Genomic DNA, 16,982 nt, shown 5'->3' on the forward strand with positions numbered 1-16,982 from the left:
ACTACAATATATACAAATATAACTTAATTTATATTTATTAAATATTTTTATGAAATTATTACTCTACCATAATATTACATATAACCTATGTTTATAAAGATTTGTATATTTATTTTTTTATTATCGAAACTAATATCACACATTTTATTATTTATTTAATTATATTTTTTTTGAAATATTCTTGTATAAATTATCTTCTATTTTAATCACTTTTCTATTTTACTTCTATTTATTATATTTAAAAATATCAGTTTTACTAGCATAATAATCAGATTCTAGGTACTTATCAAAAAGTTTTCTAGATACTTCAATCTTCTAATATTATCAAATACAAAATTATTTAAATTTTCAAAATATATTCTACATATATAATATGTAATTGCAATAAAAAATGCTATAATTAACATATTATTAATTCGTTTTATTATTGTAGTACGGGTATGAAATTATAAAAAATATTTGTCTAATTAGGAATGTGATTTATCCATATTTGTTTATTGTAGATACAGACTATGCAAAATAAATAGCACATATTTCAGTTTAAAAACATATATAGTCTATATTCAGACTAAAAAAGTATAAATAGTCTATATAAAACAACTTAAACTATGAATATAATCTAAGGTGGAGGGATAATAATTGGCAAATATAGGAAAAATAATAGGAGATAGAATAAAAGTCTATAGAACAAAACTGGGATATAGTCAAGAGTTTCTAGCAGAAAAAGCAGGTTTACATACAACATATATTGGTCAGATTGAAAGAGCTGAAACAAATACATCCATCAATATTATAATGAAAATCGCTACTGCTCTGAATATACCACTTGAATTGTTATTTGCAAATATTATTACAGCAGAAGGCGTTGATAACTCTATACCTTTGGAATGTTATGAAATAATTAATAAATTAACTGAAAAAGAACAAGCAGCAATGTTAGAGTTAATAAAATGCATTATTAAATACAAGGAAATATAAGTGAGGAAAGTAATGACAGTAATGAATTATATAGGTAAAAGACTTAAAGAAGAACGTAAAAAAGCGAATTTAACTTCAAAAGAGTTTGCAAATATGGTTGGAGTATCACCTTGGTATATAAATCAAATAGAAAGTGGTAAGAAGAATCCAAGTCTTAAAACATTCATAAAATTTGTAAGTGTATTGAATATCTCTGCAGATACTCTTATAAAAGACGTTACTCCCATTGGAAAGACATATTTAGAAAATGATATAAATGAAGAATTAAAAGACTTAAATTCGAGAGAGTTAAATCTGATATCGCAGATTATAGATATAATAAAAAAGAATAGAATATGATTCTTTATATTCTGTATAAACAAAAAGGTTATTTGAAATAAATAACCTTTTTTTGTCTTTTTGTGTTAACATTGTCTTATAGTGCTAATTAGCACTATTAGACCATGTTCTATGGCCTTATTTTAATATAAAACGATTGGGGATAGGCTATGATTGTGATTGAAGGTAGCGATAAATTTAAGATTGCAAAAGAATATATCGATGTAGAATATACTCTTTTTAGCAAAATAACTTTTAGGTATGAAAAGTTAAAATTTAAAGATAACTCTGAATTAGAAAAAATCAAGATGTTTAAATATAAAAATGACTACATACTTAATAAATTAAACCTTATTTTGGGAAATGAGCTCTGCTCTTATAAGAAACAGATAATTAGAGAAACTGTAGATACTCTAAGATTGACAGAACTTTTTTCAAGTGACAATATAGAAGATATTAAATTTATAAAAGACAATAAAGAAAAACTAGAAATTAGTATAGAAAAGATTGTAAAATTTAAACGTCGAAAAAACAGGAGTTATGTTTGTTGTTATTGTCCTGATATGTATAGGGATGTAAAACTAGATAAAGAATCTATCAATAAAATATATAGTAGAAAAATAAAAATTGAAAGAGAAGTTAATATTTTTGAAGATGAAGACATTATAATAAACAAAAAAGTATTTAAATTCCCAAAATCCTGGACAAAGAATATGCAAAAATATTGGTTAAACGAAAATAAGTATCCTATACATTCTAGTGTAATTGATGATGATAGATACAAGTGTTGTAATGTACAATACTCAAAAAACAGAGTAATACTTTTGTATTACATATATAATTTATAGTGTTTTAATGGCATATTTCAAATATGCCATAGTTGATTTATAAGATATTACTTTTCTTTTTTTAAATCATTTAATACTCTTATGTAATAAACTAAGTACTGAACTTAACTCTTTAAATGATATTTGTCCTGGAGCTGAACTTTTCTTAGAAGCTCCAAAAGTCAATGCAGAACCAAATATTTCTCCACACAATCTACTTATAACTCCCATTCCTGACATGGACATTGTTATTATTGGTCTATCTGCATAAACTCTAGACATTTCATTTGTAGCTTCAAGTAACACTAACACATCATTTTCATTTTGTGGCATAACAGCTATTTTGGGCAAATCTGCTCCTAATTCCTGCATTCTACATAATCGTGATATTATCTCTTCTTTTTTTGGTGTTTTATAAAAGTCATGATTAGAAATGATTACTTTAATTTCTTTTTTATGAGCAAAATCAACTATTTCATTTACAACTTCATCTCCTATAAATAATTCTACATCTATTAAATCTACCAATCCTGTATTAGAAATCTCTTTATTTAATGTAATATAATAATCTTTTGATATTAGTTTTTCTCCCCCTTCCACTACACTTCTAAATGTAAATAATAAAGGCACATCAGATATGTAACTTCTCAATTCATAAAGTATCTCCTTAACTTCTTGAATATTTTCTACATTTTCAAAAAAATCAACACGCCACTCTATAATATCCAAACAAGTTTCTTTTAATATTTTAACCTCTTTCATAATATCTTCTTTATTTTTCCCTATAATTGGAACACAAATCTTAGGTATACCTTCTCCTATATTAATATTTTTTACTTGAACTATCTTATTCATAGTTTCCTCCATACATAAAAATCCTATGGGATTTTAGATTCTTTTTTCTCTATAATTCTATTATACAGTAAAAATAATATACATTATAACAATACTAGATTAAAAATAATATTTATTCTACTTTTTATAACAATCTGTTATAGAAAAATATTCACTACTGAATATTCTCATTTCCTACATATAATAAGTCTCATATATTAAATGTATTTACAATTAAATTTGCTATAGTATCTTATAATTTTCATAATATTCTTTAAGTTGAATTTAATATAATGCATATTATTCTCGATGTTAATAGAATTAATCTATAAATTATGGTATAATTATGTAGAAATAGCTCGAATTTCACTACTTATGAAGGGATTGAATATCAATGAACCTAAATCATTTGCATTACTTCAGAGTTTTAGCTAAAGTTGAACACTATACAAAAGCAGCTACTCAATTATCTATAACTCAACCAAGCTTAAGTCATGCTATATCAGCTCTTGAAAAAGAATTGGGTACTTTTTTATTTGAAAAGCAAGGCAGAAATGTTCGTCTTACTAAATACGGTAAATTTTTTCTAACATATGTTGATAAAGCATTAGGTGAATTAGAAAGAGGAGAAAAAAAACTTAGAGAATATACTAGTATATCAAAAGGTGTTGTAGACCTGGGATTTATTTACACATTAGGGGCTCACTTCATTCCAAATATGCTTGGTAGTTTTTTAGAGCAAGAACCAAATAAAAATATCTCTTTTTCCTTTGGTCAAGGTACTACAAAAAAGATTATACAGGGTTTAAAAGACGAGAAATTTGACTTAGCATTTTGTTCTTTTGTTCCAAATGAACCCAATATAGATTTTACAGCTATACTTCAAGAAGAACTGGTTGTAATAGTACCATATAGCCATCCTTTAGCATCAAATGATAGCGTAGATTTAAAAGATACAGAAGATTATCCTTTTATATTCTTCAGCGAGGATAGTGGGATTAGACCAATTATTGATAAGTTATTTGAAAAAGTCAATGTAAAGCCTCAAATTGTATGTGAGACAGAAGAAGATACTGCCGTTGCAGGATTAGTCTCTATTAACTATGGAATAGCTGTTGTTCCAAATATCTTTGCACTTAAATACTTCAATGTAAAAATTTTGTCAATAAAAAACCCAATACACGAAAGATACATATATTTAGCTACAATAAAAAATAAATATTTAACTCCTGCTGTTAGTAGATTTAAGAATTTTGTTATTAATTATAGCAAGACCAATAATTTGATAGATAAAAACTAAAAACGAATTAGAAAAGGGATTGTATCATATAATATGATACAATCCCAGGTAAATTTTAAAATTTATTAAAAATAGTCTGAAAAATATGGATTTTCACGCTCAATAAGATTTTCTAGTAAATCTACTATATCTTTATCACAAATGATTCTCTTTATTTTATGAAGATACGTTGGTCTTTTGTAGCTAAGTAACATGGTTGTAAGTGTCTGTATATCAACCGCCAAATCAGCCTTATCACCACCAACAGTTAAGATACCTTTCCCATCTTTAGAAACATTTAATGTAAATACTCCTGTATTCCAATCTAGTAAAGGGTCTTTCAACTGAAAAACTAATTTTATATCACTTTCTTGTCTTCTAAATGGATACTGACTTATAAATTGTTCTATATCAACAATTCTTCCCATAAAATATGGTTTTATATTTTCTTCAATATCCCCATCTTCAAGTAAAAATGCCAATGGTTCATCTGTATAGGTATTGCCAACTACTTTATTTATCATAGAAAAATGGGCACTTATAAAATTCCATAATCCTGTACGCGCTTCTTCTTCTACAAATACCATCTCTTTAATATAGAATATCTCTTCAGAAATCCAATACAACACATAACCTTGTGCATTACGATTTTTATCATAATAAATAGCACAAGTGAGTTCTTCTAAATCCCAACGCCAATATTCTTCCCAAGCTAATTCACTTCTAATCATACAAGCATGGTTCATTTTAGAAAAACGTTCATATACATTTCGTATATCTTTATGTTCTATGCTTACACGTTCAACTTCTCCTAAAACAGCTTTTGTCTTTGGTAACTGGGTATCTTTAATTTCAAAAGATATTTTATCAGATATTATTTCCCATCCCTTACGGCGATAGTATGGAATTGAGTATGGAAATAAGTAAGATATAGATTGTTTTCTTTCTCTCATATCTGCTAATGCTTGTCTCATTAGTTTATCCATAAGACCTAGATTAGAATATTCTGGATATGTTCCAACACCAGTAAGACCGCCCATATCATATTCTTTACCAAATATATTGATTTTGAATGGATAAACAGCTATTTGAGATACTAGTTTATCTTCATCAAACCAACCAAGTACATCAGCTTGTCTTAATACAGGTAGTTTAGCAAGAGTTATTTCTCTTTCCTCCCAGCCTACTTGTTGTAAATCTTGATTTGTCACTTGAAATACGTAACGTAATAATTGATTGAATTGTTGTAAATGCTTAGTTTCTACATTCTTCATTTCGAGTCTCTCTAGTCGACTCATAATAAAACCTCCTAAAAATAAGTACATATAAATACTGTCCATTTACATAACATGGATAATAAGTTTATACAAATACTAAATAAATATTTATATAAGCATAATTCTACCATATACAAGATATTATAGTCAAATCACTATAAAAATTAGTTCCCTCTCAAATACTCATGCTATTCAAATTAAAAATTATTTTTTATTTAATATATTAAGTAGTTGCAAGTTTTAGTATCTTGATATATAATCAACTAAATGTATAATTGTTATAATATGCTACATAGTCAAAAGTCTGTTTTAAATATAAAATATATGGATTATAAAGTTAAATATAAATACTATTTAAGGAGTGATTCTGTGAAGAGATGTATTGTAATAATGGAATAGTCAAAACATCATATTATAAAGGAGAGATTCAAACATGACTATTCCAAATTCAAATAAAATATACCCAAGAAGTAATGATTATCAAACTGTATACCTTAGAAATGTAATCACAAGAGAAAATATAGAAGTTGGAGATTATACAATATATAATGACTTTTATAATGACCCAAGAGATTTTGAGAAAAACAATGTATTATATCATTACCCTATAAATAACGATAAATTAATAATTGGTAAGTTTTGCTCAATAGCATGTAATTCAAAATTTTTAATGACTAGTGGAAATCATACAATGAAATCACAGTCTACTTATACATTTCCTATCTTTTATGAAGAATGGGGATTAGATGTCAGCCATATAACAGATGCGTGGGATAATAAAGGCGATATTGTAATTGGAAATGATGTATGGATAGGATATGATTCTATAATTATGTCAGGAGTACATATTGGTGATGGTGCAATTATTGGAACAAGAGCCGTAGTTACTAATGATGTTCCACCATATTCTATTGTTGGAGGCATACCTGCAAAAGTTATAAAAAAAAGATTTAGTGATGATACAATTTCAAAGTTATTAGAAATTAAATGGTGGAATTGGCCATACAAAAAAATTCAATCAAACATTCAGTATATTCAATCAGGAAATATTGATAAATTAGTTTAATATTTTATTAATATTTATTCTTAAGCTTCATTTTATTGATTTTTTGTAAGAGATTATTTAGAACTACTGTATTGTTTTTAATATATCAGAAATTAAAATAGTATTAAAGTCAAAACTAAAAAGTAAAGTAACTTTGTAGAGAGTTACTTTACTTTTTACTATCTATAAAAGATTTAATTTTTCTAATGTTGTTATTATATTTCTTCCTTCTCTAACTCCGTCTATTATTCTTCTAGCTATTTTACTATCACCTATATTTAGAATTTCCACATTTCTTGGTTCAAAGTATTCCTTTAAATCATTTAAAATTGGTTTATTAGAACTCATGCCTAGGCATATAAATCCATAATCAAAATCTAGTAAAAATTCTTCTTCACCTTTCTTTACTTTGAAAGTATCTTTTCCAACTTCTAATAATCGTGTATTTGTGTATACATCAACATTATAATCTTTTAACATTTTATTCATTGTCACCTTCGTTATAGGGTCTAAATCTTTTCCTACTACTGGTAGCATCTCAACTATACAAGTTTTAGCTTTGTTTTCTGAAAAGAATTCTACAACATCTAGCCCAACAGCACCGCCTCCAACAACTACTACTTTTTTACCTTTCAAATCTCTCGTTCTAAAAGATTCTATATCATCAAACAGTTTGAATATTGAACTTATATTTTCTCCATCTTTGTCTATCCTATCCAGTAATCCAGTTATTGGAGGAAGTAATGGTCTTGAACCAGTAGCGTTTACAATTATATCTGGTTTTAAATTTTCCACAAATCTAATATCTGCTTTTTTATTTTTAAATATAATTAAATTTTTTAATTCATTAACTCTTTTAATCAAGTAATCTGGAAAATCATATATTCTCCTTTTGTCTGGAAAAGTTGATATTAATTTAGCAAGTCCACCTATCTCGTCCTTTTCTTCTACTAAAAATACATTACACCCTACTTCTGCTGCTGTAGCTGCTGCTTCAAGACCAGCTGTGCCTCCTCCTATAACAACTACATTTGTTTTTTTGTTTACCTTCCTTTGCTTATATTCCTCTCCATTTATCAAATCAGGATTTACTGTACATCTAATAGGTCTATTTGCCCCAATCCTATTACCTGCACATCCTATATTACATGAAATACAATTTCTTATTGAACCTTCTTCACCACTTTGTACTTTTTTAACCCAATTAGAATCAGCTATGAGACCTCTACCAATACCTATAAAATCTGCTTCAGCATTTTCAAGTATTTTTGATGCTATTTCTGGATTTCTTATATTTCCTGTTACTATTGTTGGTCTGCCAAATTTTTCTTTAATTGCTTTAGATATGTATGAACGCCATCCATCTTCCAATGTCATCTTATCTATCTGAAATTGTATAGAGTCATTTAATGCTACTGATACATTGTATATATCTACTTCTTCATCTAAATATTCTAGAAGTTTTAGAGTATCATCCAAAGTATTTCCTCCATCCATAAATTCATCAGCACTTATCCTTAAAGATATTGGAAATAATGGACCTACTTCTTCTCTGACTTTATCAATCACTAGTTTTGCAAATTTGGTTCTATTTTCAATATTTCCACCAAAATCGTCAGTACGTTTATTATAAATTGGAGATAAAAATTGACTTATTAAGTATGAATGCCCTGCATGTATCTCAACTGCATCAAAACCTGCTATTTGAGCTCTTTTAGCTGCCTCTCCATATTTTTTTGCAATATTAAAAATTTCTTCTACATCTAATTCTCTAGGAATTGCTCCTCCCTTTTTTGAAGGTATATTTGAAGAAGATACAGGAACTAAGCCTTCTATTCTCTCTGGTACAGCAGAAGCTCCTGAATGATTAATTTGTATTGCTACACATGTATCATACTTATGTAAGGTCTCTGTTAACTTATATAAAGCAGGTATATATTTATCATGGTCTATTCTTATCTGTGTTGTTCCATTAGAGCCTAAAGGAAAATCTACACAAGCATTTTCTACTATTATAAGTCCTGTCCCTCCTTTTGCTCTTTGTTCATAATACTTTATATGCTCATCTTTAAACTCTCCACTTTCACCACCAAAATTTGTCCCCATTGGTGGCATAACTATTCTATTTTTTACATTCATCCTTTTTATAGTTAATGGTTCAAAGATATTTTGATATTTATTCATTTCTATTCCTCCACACATTTTATATTTATAGTTTTTGTAAATTAAATTTATGTCTTTATTATAATGCGTGGAAACCTATTAAACTAGTGCATATTTTAATCATTATTAATAGATTTTTTCTATGAATAATTTCTCTATATTTTTAAAAAAACATGCTACATTAATAGCAATCAGCTATTAATGTAGCATGTTTTTTTCAGTCTAAACAATTTTAATATTTTACTTACCAATTAATATATATTGATAGGCAAAAACTACAATCTTCTATATTCTTCTCTTTTTAGTTTTTGATTACTTAGATAGTAATCAATCTCATCAATTAAACGTTGCTTATCATCAGGTAATATACCTTTTAAGTTAACATAATTTGAGGCGTGATTACTTCTAAATACAATCTTTTCACTGGCATCTATGTTTTTTATCATCTCTTTAATTTCTTGTAATACAGATTTATCTTCTAATATTGTAAACTCTCCTGCTTGAAGTAAATCGTAAAGTTCAGTATTAGGCTCTACCATTAAGCTAAGTACACCCACATAATCTGGTGAAATTGCACCTAGCATTTTTCCAGTATCAACTGCATGCTGATGTGTTTTTTTAGTTCCTCCAATACCTGCTATTACTGTAGATGATAATTTGATACCACTTTTTTTAACTTTTCTACCAACTTTTATTAATTGTTCACTGTTGAATCCTTTTTTAATATCTTCTAATACATCATCATTTCCACTTTCAAGCCCTAGGTAAATCATCTTAACGCCAAGTTTTCTTAACTCTTTAAGTTCATCATCAGATTTTTTCTCTATAGATTTAGGAGAACCATATAAAGTAATTCTTTCACATTCTGGAAAAACTTCTTTTATATATAATATTATATCTCTTAGTTTCTCCATTGGTATTATCAATGCATCACCATCTGCTAAGAATATTCTTTCTACATGTTTATAATGTCTTCTAAATATATCAATTTCATTTTTTATTACTTCTAATGGCTTTATTTTAAATTTTTTCGATTTGTACATACTACAAAATGTACATTTGTTATGAGAACATCCTAGCGTGACTTGTATTATAAGACTATAAGCCTCACTTGGTGGTCTATAAAGTGGCATATCATATTCCATATTAAAATCCCCCTTGTAATCAAATCTTCATTCTATTATATTATTAATATTTAATTAAAATAATACTTTATATAATTATAGACTTTAAATTTTAGTTTAAGATATATTCTTTAAAAATTTAATAATACTATCAGCAGTGATGTTAAGTTGTTTTTCTTGACTTATAATAGCATCATTATCTCCTTTTTGTTTTCCATAATCTCCAAATTGTGCATGATTTCCACCTTCAATCTCAACATAAGTTGTATCATCAGGAAGTTTTTGTTTTGATTCTACAAGACTTTTAAAATTGACTACACCATCTTTACTTCCCCATATAGATATAACTTTTTTGCCTAGCTGTTTCAAATCATCACCCATTGGATAAGAAGATAAAAATACAACTCCATCAATTAATTTATTATCACGTGCAAAATTTGATGCTGCAACTCCTCCTAATGAATGACCTCCTATTACCCAATGCTCTATATTGTTGTAAGAATCCATAACTTTCTGAGCTTTGTTGGTTCCAAGTAGGGCTATATTAAGTGGCATCTTTACAATTACTACCTCATATCCACTTTCTGCTATTTTTCTAGCAAGTGGTGCATAAGATTCTATCTCTACTTTAGCTCCTGGATAGAAAATAAAACCCTTAGAAACTTTTTTTCCTTTTGGTGTAAATGAAATATTTCCATTTACAGTTACCTCGACTTTGCTATTACTAACCAAAGCTTCTTTTGCTAGTTTTTGAGGTTCGTATGTTTTGTTTATCCATATGAAAAAACCAAGCAAAATCAATACAAATAGTATACCTATTCCCTTAAATATCTTTTTCTTTATATTAAATTTTTTATTATTATTATTTTTATCATCTTTGTTTTCAACCTCATCATAAAGTAAAGGTCTCTCAAGTTCCATAGTTATACTAAATGTATCATATTTCTTATTACGTTTTACCTTTACATCTTTACTCATAAATCTAACCCCCATAATATTTGAATACTATTATAGTTTATCCTAAGTAAATTGTTTTTTCAACCAATGAAAAAAATCAATATTTTAACTATTTTCATATAAAATTCATAAATATATGTTTTTTGTTTTTTATATACTATTTTTTTAATCTTCTATAAAAGAAATAGTCATATACTTTTTTTAATATATGACTATTTCTTGGTTTAATTAAATCAAATATCTATGCTGTTTGTTCCATTGAAACTCTAGTGATATCACTTATTCTATACATTTCTTTGACACCATTTAAAGTCTGTAGTAAATTTAGATAAATTATCTTGTCACCTATATTTTTAGAATTTTTAATACTTTCTAAAAGTGTCATTCTACCTTCATCATACTTATTTGCATTGTAATTTGAAATATAATTAGTATCTCTTAATATTTTTTCTACATCCTCATCTTTAATTTTATTTTTATTAATATTTATATACAGATTATACATATTGCTTATTAGTAATTTCTGATTTTCCAAAAAATCTTCTTGATGTTTATCTTTATATATAGCATTTATTAACATAATTCTGTCTTCAATAAGTGATGGTACCAATAATAAATTTTTTATATAGTAAGCATTATTAACATTTTCTATAGAATTATTAACTTCATCAATTATATTTTTAACTATTCCTTTATACATGTCTATAACATGCTGATAACCAGTCTTAGCATCATATGGCAATATAAACTTATTTACTATTAATGCAATAATAGCTCCTAATGCCACATATGAAATCCTACTTATAGTTAAAACATTTGGGTCTCCCATAACTACTGCTGAGCCAAGAGCTGAAACAGTTACACACATCATTAATTTTCTATAATCAACTACATATGAGTTTATATATCCTGCTAAAAGAACTATTAATGACCTTAATGTACTATCTTTTATTATTGAAAATAATACAATAAATATTATAGCTCCCACAAGTGTACCTTCTATTCTTTTTCTAGACCTTTGGATACAATTTTCTGCATAAGGTTGTGTTAATGAGAATACAGTTAACATTATCCATCTTCCATCTCTTAAGTGGAAATAATCCATAATAAATCCAGCTATAGCTGTAGCTAAAGCAATCTTTATTGCATAAGAAAATCTTATAGAGTTTAAATTAAAATTTTTCTTGTATACTGATAGTCGTTTAAATTCCTTAGGTATCTTTGATTTTTTTTCAGCCTTTTTTTCATCTCTTGTTTTTACTTTTTTATAATCTACCAAAAATTCATATAAATTTTCTAATACACTATAAATTTCTTTTAAATTTATATTTTTAGTATCTTGGGCAATAACATAATCTCTAAATCCTAAAATCTCTTTATCTGTTATTGTATCCTTATTTTCTAAGCACATCTTAATATAGTTTACTTCTTTAAGCCCTACAGCTAATATATCTGCTTTACTATTTTTATTACTTTCTTCTAAAATATTTTTTATATCTTCATCCTCAAATTCTTTACTATCTTTTTTATATCTATCGAGTATTAAATTTATTCTTTCTAATGAAAATAAAATATTTATTATGTCTATACCTTTAATACTAATATAAAAGTCATCTTTTCTGTTATCAAAAATAACCATTTTAAGACTTTTGGATATAGAGTTTACTCTATAATTACAACTATCTATTTTTCTAATATTAGATTTATCTATAGAATTATCATCATTAATGATATTTTTTAAAAAACTAATTTTTTCTAACAGTTCATTGCATATAGATATTAGCTCTTTATCACCAACATTTTTCATTCTATTTCTGTTCATAACAAACTGGGCAACCATTATTGTAACTGCTCCAATAGCTAAGGCTAATAATCTCATAGGAAATTCACTTATCCCTACAGGTATACTTACCATAAATATATACATTAGACCAAAAGGCACATACACTGCTCTTTTTAAGTCATAACTAAATACATACCCTATTATGAATAATGCTATAAAATTTAATAAAATTCCTAAATACATATTTTGTACTGCAAAAAATGATAATACTCCTAAAATTATATTTATTGATAAATATTTTAGTAAATTTTTAATTGGAGAAATAGTTAAGTCTCTTTCTAAAAGAGTCAACATAGCTGTTACTATACCTACACCTATTAGTGTATTTTTACTTCCAAATAGATATATAAATATAGAAATAAATGCTATTATAAAAATAAATAATTTTGTTTTTGATATTACCAGTTTCTTTGTCATCATATCCCCCCTAAAAATTTCAACAAAACCCATTTTATCACATTTATCCCCTTATTCAAAATCGCCTTTTTTCCGGAAGGATTCTAATATTTATAGATTAAATACTATATATAATTCATTTTATTACACACTTTATTATATACATATACTATATATATTCACATGCTCCCATATATTTTCTCTTTCAAATATTTTTTCAAAAAATAAAAATAACTCTCCTAATAATAGTAAAATTATAATTTATTAAGAGAGTTATATTGTTTATACAATAAATTTATTTAAGTTTTTCTTTCCCTAATATATAGGTACCAAGCCCCATAAATAAAGCTCCTCCAACAATATTTCCAAGTGTCACAGCTACTAAATTATAAATAGCTCCTCCAATACTAACAGTGTTTATTGCTGGTGAAAATAATGAAACACTATAAATTGTCATATTTGCTACACTATGCTCAAAACCTGATGTTATAAAAGCAAATAAACATAAGAATATCATAATTATCTTTGCACTATCACTATTAGTTCTAAATGAACATAACACTGACACGCATACTAGAATATTACATAAAATTCCCCTAAAGAAAAGAGCCATAAATGGCATAGAAGCTTTACTAGCTGCTGTATTTGCAAAAAATTCAGCCACAGGTCCTTTATCTACTAAACCAGTTCCTACAAATATAAGACCTAAAATCAAGGCTCCTATTAAATTTCCTATCCAACTGTATATCCATATCTTAGAAGTATCTTTTATACTAACACCTTTATTTAACATACCAGCAGACATGACCATATTATTACCAGTAAATAATTCTGTCCCTGTCATTACAACCAAACTAAGTGCTATTGCAAATGATAATCCCATTACTATCTTAGTCATAGGTGAACCTGCATCAGTCAAAAGTCCTCCAATGGTAAATATTAAAAGTATACCTATACCTACATAAAGGCCTGCAAACGCAGAAGATACTAAATATTTTACTTTACTCGTATTTAATAAATTTATCTTATTTATAGCTGCATTAGTTAATTTATCCAAAGTCTCTTTATGCATAATTCCCTCTTCTTTCTATTTGATTTTTAATTCACTCAAATATATACATTACTTGATTTATAGATATTTAACACCACTCCAATATATATTTTCATGCATCTTAGTTATTTCTGGAAGTTTCACACCTTCAAGTGCCCATTTTTTAAACTCCATAAAACCTGTTCTATCAATTATATATCCTATATGCTCTTTTCCTCCTGGTGCATCTTTATCTATATACTTTTCTACATATTTATAGGTATTAAGTATTATCTTTATTATGCTATCTTCATCTGCCCATAAAAGAAAATCTTCTGCTAATCTAGGATTTTTCTTTCCTGTTCTACCCATTATGGCTAATCGATAGTATTTTTTCTCATCTCTAGTCCATGCATTTGTTGGACAATTCAGCACACATTCTCCACAACCTATGCACTTATCTCCATCTCTTACAACTTTATTATTTTCTGTTTTTAACGCTCCAACAGATATTTTAGAACATTTTTTTACACATGCTCCACAATTTACACATCTATCTTTTTCATATACTGGTAAAGCCATACCAATAATTCCAAAGTCATTCATTCTAGCTTTTATACAATCATTTGGACATCCAGTTAAAGCTACTTTAAAATGTAAATCATTTGGGAATATTGCTTTTTCTATTCTTTTAGCAAATTCAGTTGTATTATACTGAGCTTTTGGACAGACCTTATTTCCTATACATGCTGCTATATTTCTTGTACCTGCTGCTGGATATCCTGCATTTTTCTCATCTTGATTTATATTCATTTTTTCAATGACAGGTTGTATAATTTTATTTATTTCTTCCATATCTTCCATATCTATCCCTAATATTTCAAATCCCTGTCTAGTAGTTATGTGTATCTGGCCATTACCATATTCGCTTGCAATTTTAGAAACTATAGTTAAACTTTCAGGGTCAATAAGACCTCCTGGTACTCTAACTCTTAAAGAAGTTTTATATTTTGTTTTTGTAATTCTATAAGCATTTTTCATTACCTTTTTAGTATTTAAATCTCTTATCACAAATTTCGCCCCCTAATCAATAAGATTTTTAGCATATGAATAATCAAATACTGGTCCATCTAAACATATATAAGTATCATCCATCTTACAGTGTCCACATTTACCTATTCCACAACACATTTTTCTTTCATAAGAAACCCAAATATTCTTTTCATCTAAATCTCTTTTTAGAAATTCTCCTACTGTAAATTTCATCATCATTGGAGGTCCAACTACAATTGCAGAAGTATTATTTATATCTTTTATATCCAATTCTGGTATGTATTTTGTTACTAATCCTACGTTTCCGCTATATCCTTCATCTGCTCCATCTACAGTAACTAAAACATCAAGTTTTTCGCTCCATCTTTTTAAATCATCTGCAAATAAAACATCTTTTGGTGATTTAAATCCTACTATTAACTTAAAATTCTCACATTTTTCTTTATTGTTATAAAAATGTTCAACTATTCCTCTTACAGGTGCTAAGGCACTTCCTCCTGCTACTACTACAACTTCTCTTCCTTCATAAAGAGATACATCAAACCCATTTCCATAAGGTCCTCTTATAAAAAAAGAATCTCCTTCTTTATAATTAAATAACTCACTAGTAACTTTCCCTACGTTTCTTATTGTAAAGTCAATATAGTCTTCTCCATACCCTGATACTGATATTGGACTTTCACCATATTTAGGTATAGATATTTCATAGAATTTTCCAGGCAATACCCCTTTTGTATTGCAATTTACTCTAAAAGTCCATTCTTTATCAGTATGTTTAATTATATTTAGTATTTTTGCACTTACTGGTATATATGAATTCATTTATATTTCCTCCTTACTAGTTACTAAATCATTTATTTTTTCTATACATTTTGAAAATGATATATATTGTGGACAGGCATCGTCACATCTTCCACATCCAACACACATATGATATCCAAATCTTTTTTTGAAATCATTTATTTTATGCATAGCTTTAAATCTCATTCTTTCACCTTGTTTTTTTCTAAAAGAATTTCCACCTGCTATATCTGTATAACCATCTACTTGACATGAAGCCCAAACTCTTCTTCTTTCACCTACATTTTCATTTTCCTTATAAAAAATATCCTGCATTGTAAAACATGAACAAGTTGGACATACAAAATTACATCTTCCACATCCAATACATCTTGTATCATATTCATCCCATATTGAATTTCCTATCATTTCATTTGAATCAATATTCTCTGGTACATCTACAGAAATTAAATTTTCAGTTACATAGTTAATATTAAATTCAGTTGGTTCTCCATTAAATACCTCAAATTCACTATCTTTTATATCTAAATATAGAGCATCTCCTTCTATATTTAGTCCAATTGAATAATTATCAGTTTTATTAGAATCCATACTTACACAAAAACAGTTTCTAAAACTTTCTTTACATCCTACAAGTGCAAATTTTACTTTATCCCTAATATTCTTATAAAAATAATCTTTTTCTTCTCCATTATTTAGATATATTTCATCAAGTCTCTTTATTCCATTTATGTCACAAGCTCTCAAGAAAATTAAAATTTTCTTATCGTCTAAATCGCTTTCCTTAAACTCTTTTTCAGTAAAATAAAATAGGACTTGATTTATAGGAAGCACCACTTCTTTTGGTGAAAAATTTGCCTTCTGAGCAAACTCCATTTCTTCGAAATCGTTTACCTCTTTGTATCTTACAGTGTCAGTATCTGAAAAAGTACCTTTAAATGGTATTAAAACTGGTGCAAATATCTTGTAATCTTTTTTTAGATGCTTCAGACCTTCATTGAATTTAGATGAATCTAATTTTAATTTCATTTTTATCACCTTTCTTATATTTTAGTTT

General features: G+C 27.0%; 15 protein-coding genes. 5 read left to right on the forward strand and 10 right to left on the reverse strand.

Annotated elements, in window-relative coordinates; genetic code table 11:
* Positions 1-639 precede the first annotated feature (639 nt).
* From ACTG45_RS12170 to ACTG45_RS12180, 3 genes are all read left to right on the forward strand, one after another.
* Positions 640-978, forward strand: a complete 339-nt coding sequence (locus ACTG45_RS12170; RefSeq protein ID WP_021385206.1) for a helix-turn-helix domain-containing protein — start codon at positions 640-642, stop codon at positions 976-978.
* A gap of 12 nt (positions 979-990) precedes the next feature.
* A complete protein-coding gene (locus ACTG45_RS12175) occupies positions 991-1,317 on the forward strand; it encodes a helix-turn-helix domain-containing protein (protein ID WP_234781119.1) in 327 nt (108 codons plus the stop codon).
* 149 nt (positions 1,318-1,466) lie between these two features.
* On the forward strand, positions 1,467-2,144 hold the full coding sequence (locus tag ACTG45_RS12180; protein WP_021385141.1) for a hypothetical protein: 678 nt from the start codon (positions 1,467-1,469) through the stop codon (positions 2,142-2,144).
* A gap of 66 nt (positions 2,145-2,210) precedes the next feature.
* Here the strand turns inward: ACTG45_RS12180 and aroD are convergent, their stop codons facing one another.
* On the reverse strand, positions 2,211-2,978 hold the full coding sequence (aroD, locus tag ACTG45_RS12185) for a type I 3-dehydroquinate dehydratase (protein WP_021385195.1): 768 nt from the start codon (positions 2,976-2,978) through the stop codon (positions 2,211-2,213).
* A 373-nt stretch (positions 2,979-3,351) separates the two neighbouring features.
* On the opposite strand from aroD, the gene ACTG45_RS12190 reads away from it, so the two are divergent.
* A complete protein-coding gene (locus tag ACTG45_RS12190; RefSeq protein WP_021385255.1) occupies positions 3,352-4,257 on the forward strand; it encodes a LysR family transcriptional regulator in 906 nt (301 codons plus the stop codon).
* A gap of 65 nt (positions 4,258-4,322) precedes the next feature.
* Here the strand turns inward: ACTG45_RS12190 and ACTG45_RS12195 are convergent, their stop codons facing one another.
* On the reverse strand, positions 4,323-5,534 hold the full coding sequence (locus tag ACTG45_RS12195) for a GNAT family N-acetyltransferase (RefSeq protein WP_021385258.1): 1,212 nt from the start codon (positions 5,532-5,534) through the stop codon (positions 4,323-4,325).
* A 412-nt stretch (positions 5,535-5,946) separates the two neighbouring features.
* Here ACTG45_RS12195 and ACTG45_RS12200 point away from each other — a divergent pair, with 412 nt between their 5' ends.
* On the forward strand, positions 5,947-6,579 hold the full coding sequence (locus ACTG45_RS12200) for a CatB-related O-acetyltransferase (protein WP_021385176.1): 633 nt from the start codon (positions 5,947-5,949) through the stop codon (positions 6,577-6,579).
* Between the two features lie 162 nt (positions 6,580-6,741).
* Here ACTG45_RS12200 and ACTG45_RS12205 read toward each other — a convergent pair whose 3' ends face one another.
* From ACTG45_RS12205 to asrA, 8 genes are all read right to left on the reverse strand, one after another.
* A complete protein-coding gene (locus ACTG45_RS12205) occupies positions 6,742-8,742 on the reverse strand; it encodes an oxidoreductase (protein WP_479919067.1) in 2,001 nt (666 codons plus the stop codon).
* Positions 8,743-8,996: 254 nt separating this feature from the next.
* Entirely contained in the window at positions 8,997-9,866 is an 870-nt protein-coding gene (locus tag ACTG45_RS12210) for a radical SAM protein (RefSeq protein WP_021385163.1), read from the reverse strand.
* 96 nt (positions 9,867-9,962) lie between these two features.
* Positions 9,963-10,823 carry an alpha/beta hydrolase gene (locus ACTG45_RS12215; RefSeq protein WP_021385147.1) on the reverse strand — a complete coding sequence of 287 codons (861 nt, stop codon included), beginning with the start codon at positions 10,821-10,823 and terminating at the stop codon, positions 9,963-9,965.
* A 220-nt stretch (positions 10,824-11,043) separates the two neighbouring features.
* On the reverse strand, positions 11,044-13,062 hold the full coding sequence (locus tag ACTG45_RS12220; RefSeq protein ID WP_479919068.1) for an FUSC family protein: 2,019 nt from the start codon (positions 13,060-13,062) through the stop codon (positions 11,044-11,046).
* Positions 13,063-13,336: 274 nt separating this feature from the next.
* The gene (locus ACTG45_RS12225) at positions 13,337-14,113 is read right to left on the reverse strand and encodes a formate/nitrite transporter family protein (protein ID WP_021385242.1); all 777 of its coding nucleotides are present in this window, start codon (positions 14,111-14,113) and stop codon (positions 13,337-13,339) included.
* 57 nt (positions 14,114-14,170) lie between these two features.
* Positions 14,171-15,142, reverse strand: a complete 972-nt coding sequence (gene asrC, locus ACTG45_RS12230) for a sulfite reductase subunit C (protein ID WP_021385099.1) — start codon at positions 15,140-15,142, stop codon at positions 14,171-14,173.
* A gap of 12 nt (positions 15,143-15,154) precedes the next feature.
* Positions 15,155-15,946: an anaerobic sulfite reductase subunit AsrB gene (asrB, locus tag ACTG45_RS12235; RefSeq protein WP_021385237.1), complete on the reverse strand. Its 792-nt coding sequence runs from the start codon at positions 15,944-15,946 to the stop codon at positions 15,155-15,157.
* Positions 15,947-16,954: an anaerobic sulfite reductase subunit AsrA gene (asrA, locus tag ACTG45_RS12240; RefSeq protein ID WP_479919069.1), complete on the reverse strand. Its 1,008-nt coding sequence runs from the start codon at positions 16,952-16,954 to the stop codon at positions 15,947-15,949.
* Positions 16,955-16,982: the final 28 nt, after the last annotated feature.

This window comes from Clostridioides sp. LIBA-7602 (assembly GCF_056688945.1).

Coding starts and splice junctions, on each gene's coding strand:
- ACTG45_RS12220 (WP_479919068.1), bottom strand. CDS start 13,062: ATGACAAAGAAACTGGTAATATCAAAAACAAAATTATTTATTTTTATA.
- ACTG45_RS12175 (WP_234781119.1), top strand. CDS start 991: ATGACAGTAATGAATTATATAGGTAAAAGACTTAAAGAAGAACGTAAA.
- ACTG45_RS12180 (WP_021385141.1), top strand. CDS start 1,467: ATGATTGTGATTGAAGGTAGCGATAAATTTAAGATTGCAAAAGAATAT.
- ACTG45_RS12205 (WP_479919067.1), bottom strand. CDS start 8,742: ATGAATAAATATCAAAATATCTTTGAACCATTAACTATAAAAAGGATG.
- ACTG45_RS12210 (WP_021385163.1), bottom strand. CDS start 9,866: ATGGAATATGATATGCCACTTTATAGACCACCAAGTGAGGCTTATAGT.
- ACTG45_RS12225 (WP_021385242.1), bottom strand. CDS start 14,113: ATGCATAAAGAGACTTTGGATAAATTAACTAATGCAGCTATAAATAAG.
- ACTG45_RS12200 (WP_021385176.1), top strand. CDS start 5,947: ATGACTATTCCAAATTCAAATAAAATATACCCAAGAAGTAATGATTAT.
- ACTG45_RS12215 (WP_021385147.1), bottom strand. CDS start 10,823: ATGAGTAAAGATGTAAAGGTAAAACGTAATAAGAAATATGATACATTT.
- aroD (WP_021385195.1), bottom strand. CDS start 2,978: ATGAATAAGATAGTTCAAGTAAAAAATATTAATATAGGAGAAGGTATA.
- ACTG45_RS12195 (WP_021385258.1), bottom strand. CDS start 5,534: ATGAGTCGACTAGAGAGACTCGAAATGAAGAATGTAGAAACTAAGCAT.
- ACTG45_RS12190 (WP_021385255.1), top strand. CDS start 3,352: ATGAACCTAAATCATTTGCATTACTTCAGAGTTTTAGCTAAAGTTGAA.
- asrA (WP_479919069.1), bottom strand. CDS start 16,954: ATGAAATTAAAATTAGATTCATCTAAATTCAATGAAGGTCTGAAGCAT.
- asrB (WP_021385237.1), bottom strand. CDS start 15,946: ATGAATTCATATATACCAGTAAGTGCAAAAATACTAAATATAATTAAA.